We start from the raw sequence: 21,501 nt of genomic DNA on the forward strand, positions 1-21,501 counted from the left end.
TAAGCCTCTCTTTCGTTATGCACGTTCAATTAGCACTGCAACACCCATCCCGCCACCGATACAAAGTGATGCCACGCCAAGTGCTGTTTGCGTTTCGTTTAAATTGGCAATTAAGGTCGTTAGAATCCGAGCCCCTGAAGCCCCAATCGGATGACCAAGCGCGATTGCGCCACCATTAATATTAATTTTCGATGCAGGGATTTTTAAATCGGTCATTACGGCTAAAGATTGGGCAGCAAAGGCTTCGTTCAATTCGAATAAATCAATCGCCTCAATTGGCAGGTCTGCTTTTGCGAGTAATTGCGTCACTGCATAAAAAGGCGCATAGCCCATCATTGCGGGATCAGTTCCGATTTCGACTGCTGCCTTAATCGTTGCTAAAAAGGGAATGTTTTGTGCAATCGCATCGTCTTTTGTCATGAGCACAAGCGCTGCTGCCCCGTCGTTAATAGTCGAAGAATTACCGGCAGTGACACTACCGCCTGCTTTAAAGACAGGTTTCAGCTCCGCCAGTTTGGCGAGTGTTGTTTGCGGTCGGATTGATTCATCGACTGAAAGAACTGTACCATCTGCAAGGGTAACAGGTGCGATTTCAGCAGTGAATTTGCCAGCAGCCTGTGCGTTAGCGGCCGTTTGTTGTGAGTTAAAGGCAAATAAATCTTGCGCCTCTCGACTAATATGATGATGGTCGACGAGGTTCTCGGCAGTGACACCCATCGCATAGTGTCCGAAGGCATCGGTTAAACCGTCTGAAAACATGCTGTCACTCAACTGTGTTGTTGCCACATTAGCCTTATCTTCACGTTTAAGGAGGAGTGGGGCCTGTGTCATGTTTTCGGTACCGCCAACGACGACGGTTTGAGCCAATCCGAGTTGGAGTGCTTGTTGACCGAGCATGACCGCTTTTAAACCTGACCCACACACTTGGTTGACTGTCATAGCAGTCGCTGTTTGCGGGATACCGGCATGGATGGCTGCTTGGCGAGCGGGATTTTGACCCAAACCAGCTTGTAAAACATTGCCTAAAATAACTTGGTCAACCTGGTCAGTTGAAATGTTGGCCCGCTTTATGGCAGCCTTAATCACTTGTGTTCCTAGTTCAACAGCCGAGACATTAGTATACATGCCGCGGAATTTTCCAATCGGTGTTCGTGCTGCGCTTACAATAACAATTTCTTTCATAATAAACTCCTTTGTTGGTGTTCTGAGTAGTGGTGTAATCGTTGCTTACATTATACCATTTCAGTTTGAAAACGAACACCAAATAACGGTTGTGTTATCAAAAACAGGCACCCATTAAAAAGATATATAAAATCAGTTGTAATTAGTTGTTTTTTTTAATAGACTAGAGGCATATACAAACACTAAAAATAAAATAGAAAAAGGTGTTAGCGATGAATATTGGGATAGACAAGATGAGTTTTTACACACCAGCCTTTTATGTTGATATGGTTGAATTAGCAGAGGCGCGTGGGATTGATCCAAATAAATTCACGATTGGCATTGGTCAAGATCAAATGGGATTTGCTCCGTTAAGCCAAGATGCAGTTACAATGGGCGCTAATGCAGCGTTGAACATGTTAAGTACCGACGATATTGCCGAAATCGATTTAGTGATTTTTGCCTCAGAATCAGGCATCGATCATTCAAAAGCAGGAGCTGTTTATATTCACCGTTTACTCGGACTACCTAAAAACTGTCGTGCGATTGAATTTAAAGAAGCCTGCTATGCAGCAACGGCAGGTTTAAGTTATGCACGTAATCATGTTGCGGCCCATCCGACTAAAAAAGCGCTCGTGATTGGTTCCGATATTGCCCGTTATGGCTTGAATACACCAGGTGAGCCGACCCAAGGTGCTGGAGCAGTAGCGATGTTAGTCGCTGCAGAACCGCGTTTGTTAGTATTGAACGATGACAATGTCTATTTGACCGATGATATTATGGATTTTTGGCGTCCGCTATACTCCGAAACAGCCTGTGTACAAGGTAAGTATTCAACTGAGCAATACATTCGCTTCTTCAATGATGTTTGGGAACAATATCAAGCCAATACAAAGGCAACGTTAGTTGATTTTGCGGCACTCTGCTTCCATCTGCCATATACGAAGATGGGTAAAAAGGCCTTGGATACGATTATTGAGACTGCGAGTCCTGAAAAAGCAGAAGCTTTAATGGCCTACTATCAATTAAGTACGAAGTACAGTCGTCAAATTGGTAACATCTATACAGGCTCATTGTATTTAGGTGTACTGTCGTTGTTAGAACATGATGAGACGTTGATGCCAGGTGATCGTTTAGGTTTATTCAGCTACGGTTCGGGGGCAGTCGGTGAATTTTTCAGCGCAACCTTGGCACCTGATTTTAGAAAACAACTGTATACAACCGCTCATGCGGCACAATTACAGGCACGTAAACAATTAACGATTGCAGCGTATGAAGACTTGTTCGTTGCAAGTTTACCAACTGATGGCTCAACCTATCAAATCGATGATAGCCTTGATCAAGCACCGATTAAGCTGACAGGTATGAGTGAACACATGCGGCTGTATACAAATAAGTCGTGTTAAAAGTTAGTAATAAAAAGGTCAACTCGAAGGAGTTGACCTTTTTATTTACCGACTATTTAAAACGATGACGCCATTGCGGTGGTATTATCGGACACGCCGAAGAGCTGCTCGTTTTTTTGCGACGTCGGGCAACGAAGCGATAACACGTATCGCGCAATGAGCGAGGCAGTGCATAAGCAAGTGGGCTGATGTACTGTAACCCTTTAATCTGTCGTAAGGTTTCAATCACTGCTGTTGATTCAACGGCTATGTTTGAACCGCTGATGAAGATAAGGCTGTCTTGTTTAATCGTCAGCTTACGCTCAGTGCAGAGCGTTTCAAAGTAAGCAGAATTGAGAGCTGTAAAGGTGAGTCGCTCTTGCTTATCATGCTTCAACAACCAAATAACGAAACCGTTACACATTAAACAGTCGCTATCAAAGGCAACGATAATCATCGAATCCCTCCTTCTGCTGTTTAGACTTCACCCTCCCTTTATTATAAGAGGATAAAAGGTGCAACTTTTTTAGCATCCGAGGCTAAAAATGATGGCTAAACCTATAGATAAGTGGTTAAATAAGCTATAATGAGAGGGCAGATAAATCATTAGGGGGTCAGTAAATGAAGCTTTCATGTATTCAAACGACGGTCTTTTTTGGGGAGCCCCAAAAAAATTACGTTGTGATTGAACAGAAAATTAGAGCAGCGGCAGCAGCTGGTGCTGATGTGATTGTGTTGCCAGAAATGTGGAATACCGGGTATGCCTTATCTGACTTAGCGATGTTAGCCGATGTTGGTGGTGAGCAAACGAAACGTTTTTTAAGTCAACTCGCACAGCAATTGAAAGTTAATATTATTGGTGGTTCGGTGGCTGTTAAAGAAGAAAAGGGCTTTTATAACCGTACGTATGTTATGAATCGTTCTGGCGAACTTGTCAGTCAGTATGATAAGGTGCATTTATTTGGTTTAATGGCCGAAGATGAATACATGCAGGCAGGGAAAACAGACCATGTGTTTACGATTGATGGCATTACACAAAGCAGTTTGATTTGTTACGATTTACGCTTTAGTGAGTGGGTAAGACAGCAGGCGTTGCAGGACGCTCACATTATTTATGTGCCCGCACAATGGCCGGAACCACGGTTGCATCATTGGCGGACGTTACTACAGGCGCGGGCGATTGAAAACCAGTGTTTTATCGTCGGTGTCAATGTGGCAGGAAGTAATCCGGCAAACACTTTTGCGGGACATTCACTCATTATTAATCCGTGGGGTGAAATTATTGCAGAAGCGGATGAAAGTGATTCGATTTTGCAAGCAGAAATTCAGTTGGAGGCTGTGGCCCAAGCGCGGGGAAGAATTCCCATCTTTGCAGACCGTCGACCAGATCTCTACAACATAACAGACTAAAAAAGGAGTTGGCAAAGATGAACGGATGGACACGATTAAACAATGCGATGACAAATAAAGGGACGGCGTTTACAGCGGCTGAACGCCGTGAGTATGGCTTAGAAGGTCTGTTACCCACTGCAATCCAAACATTGGCAGAGCAAAGCGAGCAGGCTTATCAGCAATTTCTGAAACGCTCAGATGCAATGAGTCAACATCGCTTTTTGATGAGCTTATATGACACGAATCGCGTGTTGTTTTACTATTTAGTGAATCATCACGTGAGCGAAATGTTACCAATCATTTATACACCGACGATTGGTGATGCAGTGATGCAATATAACGAAGACTATACAACGCCAAAAGACGCCTTGTTTTTATCGATTAATGATGCGCCAGCGACGATTGAACGTATTATTAAACAACGGGCTGACTTGCAACCAAATGTAAAGATGGTTGTGATTACCGATGGTGAAGGTGTGCTCGGAATTGGTGATTGGGGGATTAACGGCGTTAATATTTCAATCGGTAAATTGGCGGTTTATACTGTTGCGGCTAATGTTAACCCAGCAGATGTTTTACCGGTCGTATTGGATGTCGGAACGAATAATGAACAACTACTAGCGAATCCCTTTTATTTAGGTAACCGTCATGCGCGTATAGGAGGCACTATCTACGATGGCTTTATTGAAAACGTCGTTAAGGCGATGACAACAACGTATCCGAACGTATTGCTACACTGGGAAGATTTTGGTCGAGCTAATGCGGCCCGTATATTAGCGAAGTATCAACCTGATTACTTAACCTTTAATGACGATATTCAAGGGACTGGTATTATGGTTGTAGCAGCTGCTTTAGCAGCATCGCAAGCGGCTGATATTCAGCTAAAAGAACAACGTGTGCTTATTTTTGGTGGTGGAACGGCTGGTGTCGGAGTTGCGACGCAGTTGCTAGATGAAATGACCCGTCAAAGCGGTTCTGATCAATGTAAGCAACAATTACACCTCTTTGATCGAGAAGGACTCGTACTCCAATCACAGCCGAACTTAACGACGGGACAACAACTGTTTGCTCAAGATGATGCGAACTTTAGTTGTGATACAGGTAATTTAGCTGCTGTTATTCGAGCAGTAAAACCGACGATGTTAATCGGTTCATCAGGTGTTCCGGGCGCATTCACACAAGAAGTGATTGAGGCAATGGTAGCTCATTGCGAGCGACCAGCTATCATTCCATTATCCAACCCGACACGTTTATCAGAAGCAACACCAGCTGATATTATCGAATGGACAAAGGGACAGGCGTTAGTCGTGACTGGGAGTCCATTTGCACCGGTTACTTACAACGGACAGACGTATACGATTGGGCAAGCGAACAATGCCTTGTTATATCCCGGTTTAGGACTGGGTGCAGTTGCAGCCCAAGCACAAAGTGTAACGATGGCGATGCTAAGTGCCGCTGCAAATGCAGTGGCTGACTTAGTGGATGCAAGCATACCTGGCGCGAGCCTATTACCGAACGTGGCCGATTTAAAAACAGCCTCGTTCGCTGTCGCTGTCGCTGTCGTCAAACAAGCGATTGCCGATGGTGTCAGTGCCGTAAAACTAGCAGATGCCGAAGCGGTTGTGCGTGCACAGATGTGGCAAGCACAGTATTGAACTAGAGGAATGAACGTAATTTAAAGTCGTTCTCAACCGCAGTGATTGGAGAAAATAACGTCTCGACGGTGTCTCAAAACTGCGTTATTTTTGAAATCACCCAGGTTTAGGGGATAAATACTGGAGAAATGAAAGTGAAATTGGCTCATTCAACAGCGTATAAAGCGTAAAGATCGTGCGAGTGATTATCTCCGATGCAAGCAAATAATTTTGATGAAAACGAACGTTCAATTCGACTTTGACTACAAAAAAAAAACGCCAAACGGCGTTTTTTTTTATTTTGATTTAGTTTTGCCTTTCCACCCTTGATAGCCAGCTTTTAATTGGTAAATATCTTTGGCCCCTTTTTTTGCCATTTTAATAGCAAAACGGTTGCTACGAGCAGCACCTTGGCAGTAAATATAAAGTGGTAAGTCAGTTCGTAATTCGTTTGAACGTTGACGGAATTGTGAAAACGGAATGTTACGGGCACCTAAAATGTGACCTGAATCAAATTCACGTTGTTCACGAACATCGATCAGTTGTGCTTTACGGTAACCTTTTTTGAATTCTTCTTCAGTTAAGCGAGTCACAATACGACGTGCGCGCATAATGAAGTACAGTTGGTAAAGAACAATGATGACAATAATTGCCAGTAAAGTAAATAATATGTTCAATTCGTACACCTCTTCTTAGTTAATCACTACTTTTTAATTATAACGATAATAGCTGACTTTATAAAGAGCTAAATGAATTTTAGTAGAAATAATCAGTTAGTTTGTTAAAGGTTGGTCATTAACAGCGCCTGTTTTTTGAAAACGTTCATCTGTCTTGAGTAAAGAGGGTTGTTTTTCAATCGCTCGCAATGCTTCGAACGAGGCAAGTGCGACTTCAACTTGCTTATCGGTCGGCTCTTTTGTTGTAAGCAGCTGTAACCATAAACCAGGGTAACCTAAGTATTTTAATAGCGGTAGCTGCCGGCATTTATTCGTTGCTTGCAATACTTCAAATGAGATACCCATTACTACAGGGATTAGTAAAATACGCGACAGTAACCGGAGCCAAAAAGGGTCGGTCGGAAAAAAGAAGTAGACGAACATCCCGATAATGACCGTGAATAAAATGAAGCTTGAACCACAACGATAATGGAGTCGAGTCGCTTTTTGGACATTCGCAACCGTCATTGCTTGTCCACTTTCGTAACAGTTGATGACCTTATGTTCCGAGCCGTGGTATTGAAAAATCGTTTTAATTAATTTTGTTTGCGAAACGATTAGTAAATAGCCGACTAACAGGCTTAATTTAAAGACACTTTCTAAAATGATTTGCGTGGCGTGACCGGGGAAAATCGGCTTTAGTATTCCCGCGATAAAGACAGGGATAAGTGTCAACGCGAATTTAGCAAACAGAAAGGTAATGATACCTAACAACGCCACCAGGACGTATACCCCCGTATCGATTAGTTTTGAACGTGATTTTTCAGGTGCTACTTCATCGACTTCTTGTTGTTCAGCCGAAAAAGTTAGATGCTTACCGCCAACCTTAGTAGACTCAATTAACGCGATAATCCCACGAACGAAGGGGATTTTTTTTAAGCGTCTGGCCCAGTTAGGGGACTGACGTTCTAAGTAATAGTAGGTCAGGCTGTCATCGGGGAGACGGACGGCAGTCACGGTATGTTTACCCGTGCCAAACATGACGCCTTCAACAACAGCTTGACCACCATAAACACTTTTAGGTTCCATGCAATGATGCTCCTTTACTTTATAAAATCTACTGTTAAGTATAGCATATCTGAGGCAGATTACGGCCGTCTGATGGTTAATCCCTCTAAAAAAACAGGCTTTTGTGAATATTCGCACTTTGATGAAGTTATGATATAATAAAGCAGAAAATAAGACGACGACAGGAGATGCTGACATGGAGAGATTAACAAACATACGACAAGCAATGAAGAGTAAAGCAATCGAGGCCTTATTGTTAACGAGTCCTTATAACTTACGCTATGCTACTGGATTTACAGGCTCGACTGGTATCGCCTTAATTACGCTAGAAGCGGCCTACTTTATTACTGATTTTCGCTACACAGAACAAGCGGCGGAAGAATGCCAAGACTTTGAGATTGTTGAGCAACACTCGAGTATGTACGCCGAAGCAAATAAGTGTTTAGCGCAGCATCAGCTCGCAACCGTTCATTTCGAGTCCGATTTTGTGAGCATGACGTTGTATAAGACATTGCAATCGACTTTTACGGCTACATTAGAACCAGTAAGTGGTGTGATTGAGCCGTTACGAATGATTAAAACACCAGCTGAAATCGCGATTGTCAAACAGGCAATTGCAATTAGCGACCAAGCGTTTACTGATATTCTTAATTTTATTCGACCAGGAGTGACAGAGCAAGAAGTATCAAATGAATTGTTATTTAACATGATGCGTCAAGGCGCAACCGGTGCTTCGTTTGATACGATTGTGGCTTCAGGTCATCGTTCAGCGATGCCACATGGTGTTGCCTCAAATAAGGTAATTGAAACAGGAGATTTTGTTACCCTTGATTTTGGGTGTTACTACAATGGTTATGTATCAGATATGACTCGGACGATTGCAGTCGGTCAACCGAGCGCGCAATTACGCGAAATTTATGATGTCACTCTGGCGGCGAACGAAGCTGTTATTCAACAAATTAAAGCAGGGATGACGGGTGTGGCTGTTGATAAGATTGCACGTGATGTTATTAGTAAAGCTGGTTATGGCGATGCGTTTGGCCATTCACTAGGTCATGGCATTGGCTTGGAAATTCATGAAGGCCCTAACGCCTCAATGAAATCAACACATGTGCTACAACCCGGCCATATTATCACGGATGAGCCTGGTATTTATTTGCCAGGTGTTGGTGGTGTAAGGATTGAAGATGATATTCTCATTAAAGAAGACGGGATTGAAGTATTAACACAGTCATCGAAAAAATTACTTGTTTTATAGTCTATTGACCAATCGTACAAAAACTGTTCTTGTTAACTAGAAATAGTTGTCGAGAACAGTTTTTATTTAAATATATGTCAAAATGTGCTAGAATTAAGCGGAGAATGTCCACGAAAAGTGGTATATTAGATGTGGCGTATGTCTATCAGACGCGTAAAAATTTTAGAAGAACATAAGGGAGTGCATATAATGTTAACACTGAAAGAGATTAAAGAACTTGTCGCGGTCATTGATAACTCATCTTTGACTGAATTTGCCTACAAAACAGAGCAAGGTGAAGTTGTACTTAAGAAAGAAACACAAATTGTTGCAGCGACACCTGTTGCACAAACGATGGCAGCACCAACGCCAATTGCTACTATAAGTGAAACAGCAGCGCCTGTTGAAGTAGTAGGAACTGCAATTCAATCACCGATGGTCGGAACATTTTATAGTGCCTCTAACCCTGAATCGCCTGCTTTTGTTAAGGTCGGTGACCGTGTGTCTAAAGGGCAAGTTGTTTGTATTATTGAAGCAATGAAATTGTTTAATGAAATTAAATCTGATGTAGATGGTGTCGTTGTCGAAGTGCTTGCTGAGAGCGGACAACTTGTTGAATTTGATCAACCACTATTTAAAATTAAAGAAAACTAAGGGGACGACAAAATGATTAAGCGTATTTTAATTGCTAACCGTGGAGAAATCGCTGTTCGAATTATTCGTGCCTGCAAGGAACTTGATATTGAGAGCGTGGCTATTTATTCAACAGCAGATAAAGAAGCGCTGCATGTTCAATTAGCAGACGAAGCATACTGTGTTGGACCAGCACCATCAACTGAAAGCTACTTAAACACAAGTAGTATTATTAGTGTTGCTAAACTAACAAACTGTGATGCGATCCATCCCGGATATGGCTTCTTATCAGAAAATCCGGATTTTGCTGAAATTTGCCGTGAGTGTAAACTGATTTTCATCGGTCCTTCACCCGAAGCAATTTCACAAATGGGAACAAAAGATGAGGCCCGTGAAACGATGCGTGCCGCTGGTGTACCAGTTGTACCAGGGTCTGTTGGCATTGTAGCAAGTATTGAAGATGCTCGTGAAATCGCCGAAGGCATTGGTTACCCTGTCATTATTAAGGCAACAGCCGGTGGTGGTGGTAAAGGTATCCGTGTCGCTTATGATGAAGCAGAACTTATCGAAGGCGTTCAAATCACGCAAAAAGAAGCAGCGGCTGCCTTTGGTAATCCAGGTGTGTATCTTGAAAAATTCATCGAGGACTTCCGTCACGTTGAAATTCAAGTATTAGCCGATAATTTTGGGAATGCCGTATACGTTGGTGAACGTGATTGTACCGTGCAACGTCGGATGCAAAAATTGATTGAAGAATGTCCATCGCCAGCATTAACTGATGCGTTACGCGCGGAAATGGGAACAGCAGCTGTGAAAGCAGCCTTAGCGGTTGATTATTCTGGTGCGGGAACGATTGAATTTATTTTTGACCATCATCAAAACAAATTTTATTTCATGGAGATGAATACACGTATTCAAGTCGAACATCCCGTGACGGAATTAGTTTATGGTATTGATTTGATCAAAGAAATGATTTCTATTGCGAATAATAATCCGTTGAGTGTGACTCAAGCAGACCTTAAGAGTAACGGTTGGGCGATTGAATGTCGTATTAACGCGGAAGATGCGAGCAACAACTTTATGCCATCAGCGGGCTTGATTAATTTTTATCTACCGCCAGGAGGCTATGGTGTTCGTATTGATTCAGCTGTTTATCCAGGCTATAAAATTCCGCCTTACTATGACTCAATGATTGCAAAATTAATTGTGCATGGTGCGACACGTGAAGAAGCCATTGCCCGTATGAAACGTGCGTTAGCTGAATTTAGCATCGAAGGCGTTAAAACAACGATTCCGTTCCATCAACGAGTGCTAAAACATGAAAAATTCATCGATGCTGATTTTAATACGAAATTTTTAGAAACATACGATGTAATGAATGATAACTAATAAATTTGGAGGTGAAGCGAATGGTACAAGCGCTAAATCATGAAGAATTAGGTCAGGTGGAAGTCGCACCTGAAGTCCTTGGGGTCATTGCCAGTATTGCTGCTAGTGAGGTTGAGGGTGTTGTCGATATGCACGGAACTTTTTATAATGCACTCGCCGAAAAATTTGGGCGTGTAAATTATACAAAAGGTGTTAAAATAGATATGATAAATGATGCGATCGTTGTGGATGTCTATGTTACAGTTGCCTATGGTAAAGCAATTCCACTTGTGGCCGAAGCAGTTCAAGAAAATGTTCAATCAACGATATACACAATGACAAATCTTGACATCCGAGAAGTCAATATTCATGTGGTAGATATTCAAATTGTAAAACATGCTTAACAAGCAAAACGAGAGCATGTAAATAGAGGAGAAAAGAAGAAATGAAAAGACGTGAAGCACGTGAGAAAGCGGTTCAAATTTTATTCCAATTCAACTTTGATAAAGAGTTAACAGTCGAATTAGCCATTAATAACGTGACATCAGAACCTGATGAGTATTTAGTTAGCCTTGTTAAAGGGACGTTGGCAAAAGAAGCTGAACTCGATGAAATTATTAAAGCCCATCTTGTTAAATGGCGCATTGAGCGGATTAACAAAGTCGATTTAGCGATTTTACGCATTGCAACCTACGAATTGCTCTTTGATAAGGAAACACCTACAAATGTTGTTATTAACGAAGCAATCGATTTATCACGTTTATTTGGCGATGATCAATCGCGTAAATTTGTTAACGGCATGATGTCTAACATCGCAGCAGCTATCGACGAACAGTAACAACTAAGAACGATACTTTACACAATTAACCGAATTGAATGGGGGACGAATACATGGGTCACATCATCAATGGCAAACAGATTGCAGCACAAACGCAAGTATCGATTACAGAACGAATTGAAGCATTTACGGCAGAAACAGGGGTGAAACCTGGTTTAACCGTCGTACTTGTCGGTGAAGATCAGGCATCACAGGTCTATGTGCGTAATAAAGAAAAACGCGCAGTTGCTGCGGGGATTAATTCAGCAGTTATCCGTTTAGAGGCGACAACCTCTGAAGCAGAATTGTTAGCGGTGGTTGAACAATTGAATCAAGCTGAAGAGGTTCACGGTATTTTAGTGCAGTTACCGTTACCAAAAACAATCGATGCCGATAAGGTGCTCGATCGTATATCACCGTTAAAAGATGTCGATGGGTTTCATCCAATCAACGTCGGTAATTTGGCAATTGGCAAAGAAGCGTTTGTTCCATGTACACCAGCCGGAATTATTCGGTTGATAAAATCAACAGGCGAAACAATTGCTGGCAAAGAAGCGGTTGTAGTTGGCCGTAGTAATATCGTTGGTAAACCCGTTGCGCAACTGTTGTTGCAAGAGAATGCAACGGTAACGATTGCGCATTCACGGACTACTGATTTAGCGGCAGTCACAAAACGGGCCGATATTTTAGTTGTAGCGACCGGTTTAGCGAAGTTCATTAAAAAAGAACACCTTAAACCAGGAGCAATTGTAATTGATGTTGGTATGGATCGTGATGAAAACAACAGGCTCTGTGGCGATGTTGATTTTGATGACTGTATTGATGTTGCTGGTTACCTTACACCAGTACCGGGTGGCGTTGGTCCGATGACAATTACAATGTTGTTAGAAAATACCTTGATTTCAGCCGAACGTCATACAAACTAAAGTAAAAAGAACCGTTTAAACTTCAAAAAGGCCACTCTCAATAATGAGAGTGGCCTTTTTGGTGTCACCTGTTTTTATTTTGACTGATAAGCTGTGCACGGCAGATTTTTTTGATGAAACGTGGTAAGGCGTTATTAATATCCGATGGCCGTACCGTATGCTGAGTGTTTTTTAGGTCATTTAATAGACGAGTGTACAAATAAGTAGCGACTAAGGTTGCTTTTATTGGATAAGGTAACTGACTACAAAAGCCAGCAATAAGACCAGCTAGGCTGTCAGGGATATCGTCGGCTAATCCATCAGCACAAGCGATAGCACTGTAATACACCTCGTCATCAGTGCACACAACCAATTGTCTTTCTTTTAAAACAATAATAGCAGCGAGACGTTTTTGTTCAATTCGGAGTGAAAGAGGGGTCTGTTTACGGGTGTTGTGTTTTGCTAAATGGCGCCAAGTGCTCGCTTTAGGTGTTATTATGACCTTCTTTGTCAGTAGACGTGGTTCGAGGAGGCTATAAAGGGCAATGGCGTCATCGTCTAAGATTAATGTTTGTTGAGCTGTCACGTGTTCACAAACTACTTCGAAGACGGATTTTGCGTATTTATCGAGTCCCAGACCAGGTCCAATTAAGATGATGGCGGCCTTCTTGACAGCTACTAATAAATCAGCTGTGTTCATAAAGGAGAGCGTTTGACATTCTGGTAACAGATGTCTAAATGACGCACGAACATTTTGTGAAACGGCAACTGTCGTTGCTCCAGCACCAGCCTGAATGCAAGCTTGAGCGGCAAGAATGGTGCTTCCACCAGCCTTTTCACAACCGCCAACGATTAGAATCGCTCTTTTCTTATACTTGTGGCGCTTTATTTCTAAAAAGTAGGCATCGATTAGCTGTTGATTTAACTGTTTCATAGTAGGCTCCTTTCAGATTAATCGAACTGTTTATCAGTGAAGTATAAGCTAAAAAAATGAGGTCAAACAGTCAATGTGTATCATTGTTAAAAAAATTAGATTATTCATGCGAAAACGTGTAAAATAAAGGGGTATCATGTAGATGATGAATGTAGAGAGAATGGGGAGATTGAGATGACAAACATAAACTGGAAACAAGAGGTTGAGTCTCGTCAAGATGCAATGCTCGAAGACTTAAAAGACCTTTTACGTATCCGTAGTGTACGTGAAGATGATAAAGCAACAGCAGGCGCTCCATTTGGGCCTGGTCCAAAAGCAGCTCTTGATTTTATGATGGCAATGGGCGAAAAAGATGGCTTCACAACAAAAGTAATCGAAGATGTCGCAGGACATATCGAATACGGACAAGGTGAAGAAATTGTCGGTATTTTAGGTCACGTCGATGTTGTTCCGGAAGGCAACGGTTGGGAATCTGCACCATATGAACCAGAAATGCGTGATGGTAAATTATTTGCCCGTGGTGTCAGCGATGATAAAGGGCCAACAATGGCAGCCTACTATGGTCTTAAAATCATCAAAGAACTTGGCTTACCGGTTTCTAAAAAAATTCGTTTCTTTATCGGTTCAGATGAAGAAAGTGGCATGAGCTGCTTGAAAACGTATCTTAAAAATGAACAAATGCCAACAATTGCTTTTGCGCCTGATGCAGAGTTTCCGATTATCAATACTGAAAAAGGGATTTCATCAGTCGATGTTTCATTCGAAAATAACCGACCAGCAGAAAAAGGCGAGTTTGAATTAGAAGCATTTACAGCAGGTGAACGTTATAACATGGTTGCCGCAGACGCTAGTGCAACATTAACAAAAGTTGGTGACACAGCATCAATGATGGTTGCTTTCAATAAATACATCGACGCTAATACTGCATTAGAAGGTTCAATTGAAGCAACAGATGATACAATCACAGTATCAGTCATTGGTAAATCAGCTCATGCAATGGAACCACGTAACGGTGTTAACGCAGGTTTAGCGTTGTTACATTTCTTGTCAGGCTATGATATTGCTGGATCAGCGAACGACTTTGTATCGTTTGCAATGAAATATTTATATGATGACACGCGCGCAGAACACTTTGGTATTGCGGCAGAAGACGAGTCAGGTGATTTAACAATGAACGTCGGCTTATTATCATTTGGCAAAGATGGCGGTAAATTCGGTTTGAACTTCCGTTACCCGTACACATTCGATATGCCTACAGCTAAAGATGCGATTGCTGCAAAAGCAACAGCCTTTAACGGTAGCATCACTTTATTTGAAGATGAAAAACCATCACATGTCGATGGAGATTCATTCTTAGTAAGCACATTAGCGAAAGTATATGAAAAAGAAACGGGCGAAAAATCAGAATTGTTATCAATTGGTGGCGGCACATACGCACGTTACTTAACAGAAGCGGTTGCTTTTGGAGCGGCATTCCCAGGATCAGTTGATACAATGCACCAAAAAAATGAGTTCTCAGTATGGGAAGATTTAGTGAAGGCTTCTGTTATCTATGCTGAAGCGATTTACGAATTAGCAAAATAAAAGAGGTATCATCATTTTAATAAGGGAGTGAATAGGATGAACGTATTAGTTAAAGATAAAATCGTTGCAAGTGAAGCAGGTGTTGTGAGCATTGCTGATCGTGGCTATCAGTTTGGTGATGGAATTTATGAAGTGATTCGCGTGCTTAATGGTAAATTATTTACCGAAAAAGAACACATGGACCGTTTTTACTCAAGTGCTGAGAAAATGGAACTTGTTATACCTTATACGCGTGAAAAACTCACGGGTCTTATTTATGACTTGATTAAAGCAAATAATGTGATTGACGGTCATGTGTATTTTCAATTGACACGTGGGAATCAAGATCCACGTAATCATGCGTTTAACGATGACGCTGAAGGAATTATCACCGGCCAAACAAAAGCTTATCCCCGTGATATGAAAATGTTAGAAGAAGGTGTTACTGCTATTACAGCCGATGATATTCGTTGGTTACGTTGTGATATCAAAACATTGAACCTGATTGGCAACTGTATGGCAAAAACAAAGGCACAACGTGCAGGTGCTGAAGAAGCAATTTTACATCGTGACGGTACAGTGACGGAATGTTCATCATCATCACTATTGATTGTTAAAGATGGTGTTGTTAAAACACATCCGCTTACCAACTTGATTTTGCCAGGAATTACTCGTATCGTAATTATGGAAGCAATTGCTGCGGCTAATATTCCAGTTGTGGAAGAGGCTTTCTCGTTGGAGGAATTGTTTGCAGCGGATGAAGTAATGCTTGCAAGCACAGGGCACGATGCAACCCCAATTATTGCGATTGATGGCAAACAAGTTGGCGATGGTAAACGTGGCCCAGTAACAGCCGAAATTCAGCGTTACTATGATTTAAGAATTGAAAAAGAGTGTGGCAAATAGACGACATCTACCTGATGTATGACCGAAAAAACGTTGTTATAGTAAAGAATACAACCAATAAAAGTGTTTAACTTCAGTCTAAAACCACCAGCCTTAAAAGAGCTGGTGGTTTTTTTGTTGCGAAAGAACAACTAGTTTTTTTGAAAAACAGTGAAACTTGCATCTACGGAAACTATTCAATAATCGAACGTTTGTTGTCTTGACGTACGCGTTCTAACACTTTAGAATAAGAAGTGTATTATAAATATAATGGGTGAACAGTCACTAAAAAATGAGAGTTTAAAGTAGCAGATATTACCAATGAGAAGAATGGAAAATATTTGTTATAAACCACTCAATTAAATTAATTAGGAAGGAGGCACGACACAGATGACACATTATTTAGGACGACAATGGGATGAATTACAACCTGCTGGTGGCGAATCAGGCCAAGCCTATTACGCGACGAATCATGAAGGTAAGTTCTTTTTAAAACGAAATTCAACCCCGTTTTTAGCCGTCCTGTCAGCTGAAGGATTTGTGCCTCGTTTAAAATGGACACAAAGATTAGAAAATGGCGATGTCATTACAGCGCAGAAGTGGGCAAATGGCCAATTGTTGACACATGACGAAATGACGAGTGCACGTGTGATTAATATGATGCGTAGCATTCATACCTCGCGGGCGTTAAACTTATTGCTCAAAAAAATCGAAACGCATGTGATGTACCCTAAAGACTGGTTAGCTCATGTTAAAGTTGATCTTGAGCAAGACATTAGTCGTCATCCAGATGTACAACTAGCACTAAGCTATTTGCGTAACAATCAAGAACGTGTGTCGCGAGCAATGACCGCTGTTGTTTGTCATGGTGATGTCAATCATAATAATTGGTTGTTATCGGATGAAGATGAGTTGTTCCTTGTCGATTGGGAGGGAGCCGTTTTATCTGATGTTAGTGTGGATTTAAGCATGTTGCTCTATCTTTATATTCCGAAAGAAAAGTGGAATACTTGGTTGGAAGAATATGGCACCGTGATGACACCCTTATTACAAGTTAAATTAAAATGGTACATGCTCAGCCATATTATTTTAACAATTAAAACAAAGCATCAAAGTGGGCGACTAAATGAAATGAACAAATGGCTCTTGAAGCTAAATAAAGTTCTAAATGATGAGGAGTTATAGAAAATGCGTTTACGACATAAACCGTGGGCTCAAGAGAAATTAGAGTCACATCCAGAATGTGTCATCATGGCACCTGAACAAATGAAAGGCAAATGGGCAGCGTTGTTCGGTAATGACAACCCAATCCATATTGAAATTGGTACAGGTAAAGGTCAATTTGTAACCGGAATGGCTGAATTACATCCTGAAATCAACTACATCGGCATCGAAATCCAAAAAAGTGTCATGATTGATGTTCTTGATAAAATTATTGCGAAAGACTTAAAAAACATCAAACTATTACCAACTGATGGTGCGTTACTGACAGAGTTTTTTGAACAAGGTGAAATCAGTCAGATTTATTTGAATTTCTCGGATCCGTGGCCAAAAAAACGTCACGAAAAACGCCGTCTAACATCAGAGCCGTTTTTGAAATCATACCAAGATGTGTTAGTCCCAGGACAAGAAATCCATTTTAAAACAGATAACCGTGGTTTATTTGAATATTCTTTAATAAGTTTCACAAACTTTGGTTTAAGTCTCGAGTACGTCAGTCTTGATTTACATGCCTCAGAGATGGAAGGCAATGTTCAAACGGAGTATGAACAAAAATTCTCGGCCAAAGGCCAACCAATCTACCGTTGTGAAGTTAAATTCCATTAAAAAAACAGGTTGAAGCAGTCATTGGACTACGGCAACCTGTTTTTATGTAGTGCGTTATGCGATGGGAAATAAGTCAATCAGCAAACCTGATTTACTATCGGCAATGAACTCATAACGTTTGGTGAAATCGCTGTTTGAAAAGCCACCACGCAAGACGTCGTAAGCTAGGCCAAGATGTTGATAGGATTGAGTCTCATAAGAAATCCAAGAATTCTTAATGTCATAGCTATCTTTAAACTGAGCCTTGAGCTGTTGTAACACCTTGTCAGGGTGAGCCTGTTGTCGCGGTTCAACAATGTAATGGTAAGCAAGGTGTCCAACGGCTAAGCCGGTTAAAACACCCGAAATAAAAGTGATTGGTTTCATGCTGTTTACCTCTCTTTCAACTGGTCTGTTACTTTTCATTATACACTAATGTAAGTATGACGGTGAAAAAAGAGGGGTATAAGTATTTTAAAGAGTTATACTGTAATAAGCGTAAAAGTAAGTTATAATAAGTGATGAAGAGTCGAGAGGATGACGAATAAAATGGAAAACTATGGTCAAACGAAATATTTAGGGGTTACGAGAACAGTTAAAGTGAAAAATATGGATGAAAAAAATATCTTTGTGACGGACGGTTTTGAAGATATCTATAAAATGCCACGTGAATACTTAAAAGAAAATCAAACAGTCGAGTTAGACGAAGAATTAGAAGTGTTCATTTTAAATGATACCGATCAAGAAGTCATTGCTTCGGCTATCATTCCTAAAGTACAAATAGATCGCTACAGCTGGGGTGAAGTTGTCGCAGTCCGTCGTGATTTAGGTGTGTTTGTGAATATTGGTTTACCAAAAGATTTAGTCGTTTCAATGGATGATATGCCACCGTTGAAACAAATTTGGCCTAAAAAAGGCGACCGTCTCTTGTTAGCGATGCGGGTTGATGATAAAAACCGTCTTTGGGGTGTATTGGCGACAGAAGAAGTCATTAAAACGATTATAAAAAAAGCGGGCGAAGAACTGAAGAACACTAACATTTCAGGCACGATTTATCGTTTGATTCGCGCGGGTAGTTTCTTATTGACCGACGATAATCATCTGGCATACATTCACGAAACAGAACGTGATATTGAACCGCGTTTAGGTGAACATGTTGAAGGTCGTGTCATTGCAGTACGACCTGATGGAACGTTAAATATGTCATTACGCAAACGCGCACATGAAGCAATTGGTGAAGATGCAGGAATGATTGAAGCTTACTTAATCCGCATGGATGGTGAAATGCCATATACAGACAAATCATCACCTGATGATATTCGTTCTAAATTCGGGATTAGTAAAGCACAGTTCAAGCGCGCATTGGGTCAATTAATGAAGGCGCGTAAAATTACACAAGAAGAAGGTTGGACAAAAATAGTAGCGATGCCAGCGCTTGTTGACACAGAAGAAACTGTCACTAGTGAAGATATCGATGCATAAATAAGACTAAGGTCGTAGTTTGAATCGACCGTTAGTAGCTCTACAACTGAGAACAAAACAATTATAATAGTGAGAATGAGTATACTTTTCGATAGAACGGTATACTTCTTCGCTTTTTAATATGTAAAGTAGGTTGTACACTGCTTTATAGAGGAGGTAGCTGAATGAAGAGTAAACAGCATTTATATTCGCGTTTATTGATTGTTTTGTTAATTACGACGGTCGTTGAACTAATGTTTCATCGCGAATTGCTAATTTTATTAATTGTGGGTCTCATGTTAATGTTTATTATGTATAAACGTAACAAACAGAAGCGCCCCAATCAGCACAGTGTTTTGTTCTGGCTGGGGGTTGTCTGCATCGTATTAGCGATTGCAGGTACTGTTAGTTTCAGATTGGGCTTGTTAATCGGCTTAATTTTGTTTGTTAAACATTTATTCGATATCAAGCATACAGCTGATTTAATTAATGTGCAGTTGCAGGAGCCAAATCGCACAAGAGAAACAAAACGATTGGCCAAAAATAAACTAATCGGTGACTATCATTATGGCGATACACCGTTCGAATGGGATAATATTAACATTCAATTTGGTATCGGAAACGTTATAATCGATTTAGGAAACACTGTCTTGCCACCAGGAGAAAACATCGCGATGATTCGTGGTCTGGTTGGAGATATGCGCATTGTTGTGCCAATTGACGTTGGTATCGCCCTCGATTATTCCGCTTTTTCGGGACAACTCAACTATCAAGAAAGTGAGACAGCCACGGTGCTACGACAAGAAAACCTTGTACATTATTCCGATAATTATGAAGAAGCAACCTATAAAATAAAGTTGGTTGTATCCGTCATTATTGGTGAACTCGAGGTGATGCACGTATGAGTCTTTTTAAATGGGGTGTGATTACCGGACCGCTCCTCACTTTTATACTAACGTTGGTCGTAATAATCGGTGTTATAATGGAAACATCGTTAACGTTTAAACAACTTTTTTGGACAGGTGGCTATGCAGGTATACCTGTCGGAGTCATTTTTCTAACGATTGCTCTAATAGTTGGTGGCGTGCTTGGCGGTGTTTTGTCGGTAAACTTACGTAAACAGCTCGATACCGTCAATCGTCAAATGCGCGTTACTCGAACATTACCAGAGTCGATTCAATCAACGGGTGTCAAAGAATTCAAAGAAATCACGTTGATGAAACGTGCAGTCATTGATTTGCAAACACGCTATCAACAACAGGTAATTGCGTCACAACAACTGAGCGAGCAAACAAAGGGAAGCATCTCGACGCAAACAAAAGAAGATATTTTGATGAATGAGCGACAACGGCTCGCACGTGAGTTACATGATTCGGTCAGCCAACAATTATTCGCGGCGACGATGATGCTCTCGGCTGTAAATGAAACGGTCGATGAAACAGCCTTGCCACCAGTTATCGTCAACCAACTTCATCTCATTGAAAAAACAATCAACGAATCACAATCAGAAATGCGAGCGTTATTATTGCATCTGAGACCTGTGTTACTTGAAGGGAAATCCTTGCAACAGGGGATTGAAGGTTTACTACGTGAATTGCAATCGAAGGTGCCACTTAAAATGACTTGGAAGATAGATCCAATCGTTTTTCCAACGGCGCTAGAGAATCATTTGTTTCGCGTAGTCCAAGAATTGATTAGTAATACGATGAGACATGCAAAGGCGCACCATCTCAATGTGTATTTTAAGCAGGTGCAAAAGATTGCCATTTTAAGAGTGGTGGATGACGGTAAAGGCTTTGAAGTGACTGCTTTTAATGCGAACCCAGGCTCATATGGCTTGCAAAATGTGCAAGAACGGATCAATGAAATAGGTGGTTCTTTAAAAATAATTAGCTTTCCAAAACAAGGTACGAGTGTTGAAATAAAAATCCCAATCGTAGAAGAAGGTGAAGCAGATGATTAGTGTGTTATTAGTAGATGATCATGAAATGGTTCGTCTCGGTGTATCTTCCTATTTGGCTGTTCAAGCAGATATTGAAGTGGTCGGAGAAGCCGAAAATGGTCAAATTGGTGTTGAAAAAGCATTGGCTTTGCGACCAGATATCATTTTGATGGATTTAGTAATGGATGAGATGGATGGCATTGAAGCCACGCGTGCCATTATGTCTGCTTGGCCGGAAGCAAAAATTATTATTGTCACCAGCTTTATTGATGACGAGAAAGTCTATCCAGCCTTAGAGGCGGGGGCAAAATCATACATGCTCAAAACATCAGCAGCACGTGAGATTGCGAGTGCGATTAGGATGACGTATAAGGGCGATTCAGTGCTGGAGCCAGAAGTAACAGGCAAGATGATGAAACGTCTCACACGCCCGCAAGAAACGCCGTTACATGAAGAGTTAACGAAGCGTGAACGTGAAATATTGTTCTTAATTACAAAAGGGCGTTCGAATCAAGAAATTGCCGATGAACTGTTCATTACCTTAAAGACGGTTAAAACACATGTAAGTAATATTTTATCGAAGCTTGATGTATCCGATCGCACCCAAGCGGTCATTTATGCGTTTAAACATCAACTCGTCGAATAGAGAGGGGC

General features: G+C 41.2%; 23 protein-coding genes. 17 read left to right on the plus strand and 6 right to left on the minus strand.

Going from position 1 to position 21,501, the window contains the following annotated elements:
- Positions 1-15: 15 nt before the first annotated feature.
- Positions 16-1,182 (minus strand): thiolase family protein, encoded by a 1,167-nt coding sequence (locus ACJYYY_RS04315; protein WP_035313913.1) that lies wholly within the window; start codon positions 1,180-1,182, stop codon positions 16-18.
- Between the two features lie 212 nt (positions 1,183-1,394).
- On the opposite strand from ACJYYY_RS04315, the gene ACJYYY_RS04320 reads away from it, so the two are divergent.
- Positions 1,395-2,567, plus strand: a complete 1,173-nt coding sequence (locus tag ACJYYY_RS04320; protein ID WP_035313914.1) for a hydroxymethylglutaryl-CoA synthase — start codon at positions 1,395-1,397, stop codon at positions 2,565-2,567.
- 52 nt (positions 2,568-2,619) lie between these two features.
- On the opposite strand, the gene ACJYYY_RS04325 is transcribed toward ACJYYY_RS04320, so the two are convergent.
- The gene (locus tag ACJYYY_RS04325; RefSeq protein ID WP_035313915.1) at positions 2,620-3,003 is read right to left on the minus strand and encodes a thiol-disulfide oxidoreductase DCC family protein; all 384 of its coding nucleotides are present in this window, start codon (positions 3,001-3,003) and stop codon (positions 2,620-2,622) included.
- A 164-nt stretch (positions 3,004-3,167) separates the two neighbouring features.
- On the opposite strand from ACJYYY_RS04325, the gene ACJYYY_RS04330 reads away from it, so the two are divergent.
- Positions 3,168-3,956: a carbon-nitrogen family hydrolase gene (locus ACJYYY_RS04330; protein ID WP_035313917.1), complete on the plus strand. Its 789-nt coding sequence runs from the start codon at positions 3,168-3,170 to the stop codon at positions 3,954-3,956.
- Between the two features lie 8 nt (positions 3,957-3,964).
- Entirely contained in the window at positions 3,965-5,593 is a 1,629-nt protein-coding gene (locus ACJYYY_RS04335; RefSeq protein ID WP_269479264.1) for an NAD-dependent malic enzyme, read from the plus strand.
- A 275-nt stretch (positions 5,594-5,868) separates the two neighbouring features.
- On the opposite strand, the gene ACJYYY_RS04340 is transcribed toward ACJYYY_RS04335, so the two are convergent.
- Positions 5,869-6,183: a rhodanese-like domain-containing protein gene (locus ACJYYY_RS04340; RefSeq protein ID WP_408605178.1), complete on the minus strand. Its 315-nt coding sequence runs from the start codon at positions 6,181-6,183 to the stop codon at positions 5,869-5,871.
- Positions 6,184-6,345: 162 nt separating this feature from the next.
- Positions 6,346-7,317, minus strand: coding sequence for a DUF1385 domain-containing protein (locus tag ACJYYY_RS04345; RefSeq protein WP_051456875.1), 972 nt, complete (start codon positions 7,315-7,317; stop codon positions 6,346-6,348).
- Between the two features lie 175 nt (positions 7,318-7,492).
- Here ACJYYY_RS04345 and ACJYYY_RS04350 point away from each other — a divergent pair, with 175 nt between their 5' ends.
- The 6 genes from ACJYYY_RS04350 (at position 7,493) to folD (ending at position 12,277) form a co-directional block, all read left to right on the plus strand.
- Positions 7,493-8,554, plus strand: a complete 1,062-nt coding sequence (locus ACJYYY_RS04350) for a Xaa-Pro peptidase family protein (RefSeq protein WP_035313924.1) — start codon at positions 7,493-7,495, stop codon at positions 8,552-8,554.
- 189 nt (positions 8,555-8,743) lie between these two features.
- Complete coding sequence (accB, locus tag ACJYYY_RS04355; RefSeq protein ID WP_035313925.1) at positions 8,744-9,187, plus strand: acetyl-CoA carboxylase biotin carboxyl carrier protein; 444 nt, start codon at positions 8,744-8,746, stop codon at positions 9,185-9,187.
- A gap of 12 nt (positions 9,188-9,199) precedes the next feature.
- A complete protein-coding gene (gene accC, locus ACJYYY_RS04360; protein ID WP_035313928.1) occupies positions 9,200-10,555 on the plus strand; it encodes an acetyl-CoA carboxylase biotin carboxylase subunit in 1,356 nt (451 codons plus the stop codon).
- Between the two features lie 20 nt (positions 10,556-10,575).
- Positions 10,576-10,938 carry an Asp23/Gls24 family envelope stress response protein gene (locus tag ACJYYY_RS04365; protein WP_035313930.1) on the plus strand — a complete coding sequence of 121 codons (363 nt, stop codon included), beginning with the start codon at positions 10,576-10,578 and terminating at the stop codon, positions 10,936-10,938.
- Between the two features lie 41 nt (positions 10,939-10,979).
- Entirely contained in the window at positions 10,980-11,372 is a 393-nt protein-coding gene (gene nusB / locus ACJYYY_RS04370; protein ID WP_035313932.1) for a transcription antitermination factor NusB, read from the plus strand.
- Positions 11,373-11,425: 53 nt separating this feature from the next.
- Positions 11,426-12,277: a bifunctional methylenetetrahydrofolate dehydrogenase/methenyltetrahydrofolate cyclohydrolase FolD gene (gene folD / locus ACJYYY_RS04375; protein WP_035313934.1), complete on the plus strand. Its 852-nt coding sequence runs from the start codon at positions 11,426-11,428 to the stop codon at positions 12,275-12,277.
- 64 nt (positions 12,278-12,341) lie between these two features.
- Here folD and ACJYYY_RS04380 read toward each other — a convergent pair whose 3' ends face one another.
- Positions 12,342-13,190 (minus strand): ADP/ATP-dependent (S)-NAD(P)H-hydrate dehydratase, encoded by an 849-nt coding sequence (locus ACJYYY_RS04380; protein WP_035313935.1) that lies wholly within the window; start codon positions 13,188-13,190, stop codon positions 12,342-12,344.
- Positions 13,191-13,364: 174 nt separating this feature from the next.
- Here ACJYYY_RS04380 and pepV point away from each other — a divergent pair, with 174 nt between their 5' ends.
- The 4 genes from pepV to trmB all read left to right on the plus strand — a co-directional run bounded on the left by pepV (position 13,365) and on the right by trmB (position 17,465).
- Positions 13,365-14,774, plus strand: coding sequence for a dipeptidase PepV (pepV, locus tag ACJYYY_RS04385; RefSeq protein WP_035313937.1), 1,410 nt, complete (start codon positions 13,365-13,367; stop codon positions 14,772-14,774).
- A gap of 36 nt (positions 14,775-14,810) precedes the next feature.
- Entirely contained in the window at positions 14,811-15,659 is an 849-nt protein-coding gene (gene dat, locus ACJYYY_RS04390; protein ID WP_035313939.1) for a D-amino-acid transaminase, read from the plus strand.
- 369 nt (positions 15,660-16,028) lie between these two features.
- Positions 16,029-16,823 (plus strand): phosphotransferase family protein, encoded by a 795-nt coding sequence (locus ACJYYY_RS04395; RefSeq protein ID WP_035313941.1) that lies wholly within the window; start codon positions 16,029-16,031, stop codon positions 16,821-16,823.
- A gap of 3 nt (positions 16,824-16,826) precedes the next feature.
- Complete coding sequence (gene trmB, locus ACJYYY_RS04400; protein WP_035313950.1) at positions 16,827-17,465, plus strand: tRNA (guanosine(46)-N7)-methyltransferase TrmB; 639 nt, start codon at positions 16,827-16,829, stop codon at positions 17,463-17,465.
- 54 nt (positions 17,466-17,519) lie between these two features.
- Here the strand turns inward: trmB and ACJYYY_RS04405 are convergent, their stop codons facing one another.
- Positions 17,520-17,831: a hypothetical protein gene (locus ACJYYY_RS04405; protein ID WP_051456876.1), complete on the minus strand. Its 312-nt coding sequence runs from the start codon at positions 17,829-17,831 to the stop codon at positions 17,520-17,522.
- Between the two features lie 150 nt (positions 17,832-17,981).
- Between ACJYYY_RS04405 and ACJYYY_RS04410 the strand changes: the two genes are divergently transcribed.
- The 4 genes from ACJYYY_RS04410 to ACJYYY_RS04425 all read left to right on the plus strand — a co-directional run bounded on the left by ACJYYY_RS04410 (position 17,982) and on the right by ACJYYY_RS04425 (position 21,493).
- A complete protein-coding gene (locus ACJYYY_RS04410; protein ID WP_232217910.1) occupies positions 17,982-18,926 on the plus strand; it encodes a S1 RNA-binding domain-containing protein in 945 nt (314 codons plus the stop codon).
- Positions 18,927-19,090: 164 nt separating this feature from the next.
- Positions 19,091-19,810 carry a cell wall-active antibiotics response protein LiaF gene (liaF, locus tag ACJYYY_RS04415; RefSeq protein WP_035313951.1) on the plus strand — a complete coding sequence of 240 codons (720 nt, stop codon included), beginning with the start codon at positions 19,091-19,093 and terminating at the stop codon, positions 19,808-19,810.
- Complete coding sequence (locus ACJYYY_RS04420; RefSeq protein ID WP_051456877.1) at positions 19,807-20,868, plus strand: sensor histidine kinase; 1,062 nt, start codon at positions 19,807-19,809, stop codon at positions 20,866-20,868. The genes liaF and ACJYYY_RS04420 overlap by 4 nt, the downstream gene beginning before the upstream one ends.
- Complete coding sequence (locus ACJYYY_RS04425; protein ID WP_035313952.1) at positions 20,861-21,493, plus strand: response regulator transcription factor; 633 nt, start codon at positions 20,861-20,863, stop codon at positions 21,491-21,493. Before ACJYYY_RS04420 ends, ACJYYY_RS04425 begins: the two co-directional genes overlap by 8 nt.
- The last annotated feature ends 8 nt before the right edge of the window (positions 21,494-21,501 follow it).

Origin of the sequence: Brochothrix campestris, from assembly GCF_046058945.1 — a bacterium.
GTDB lineage: Bacteria > Bacillota > Bacilli > Lactobacillales > Listeriaceae > Brochothrix > Brochothrix campestris.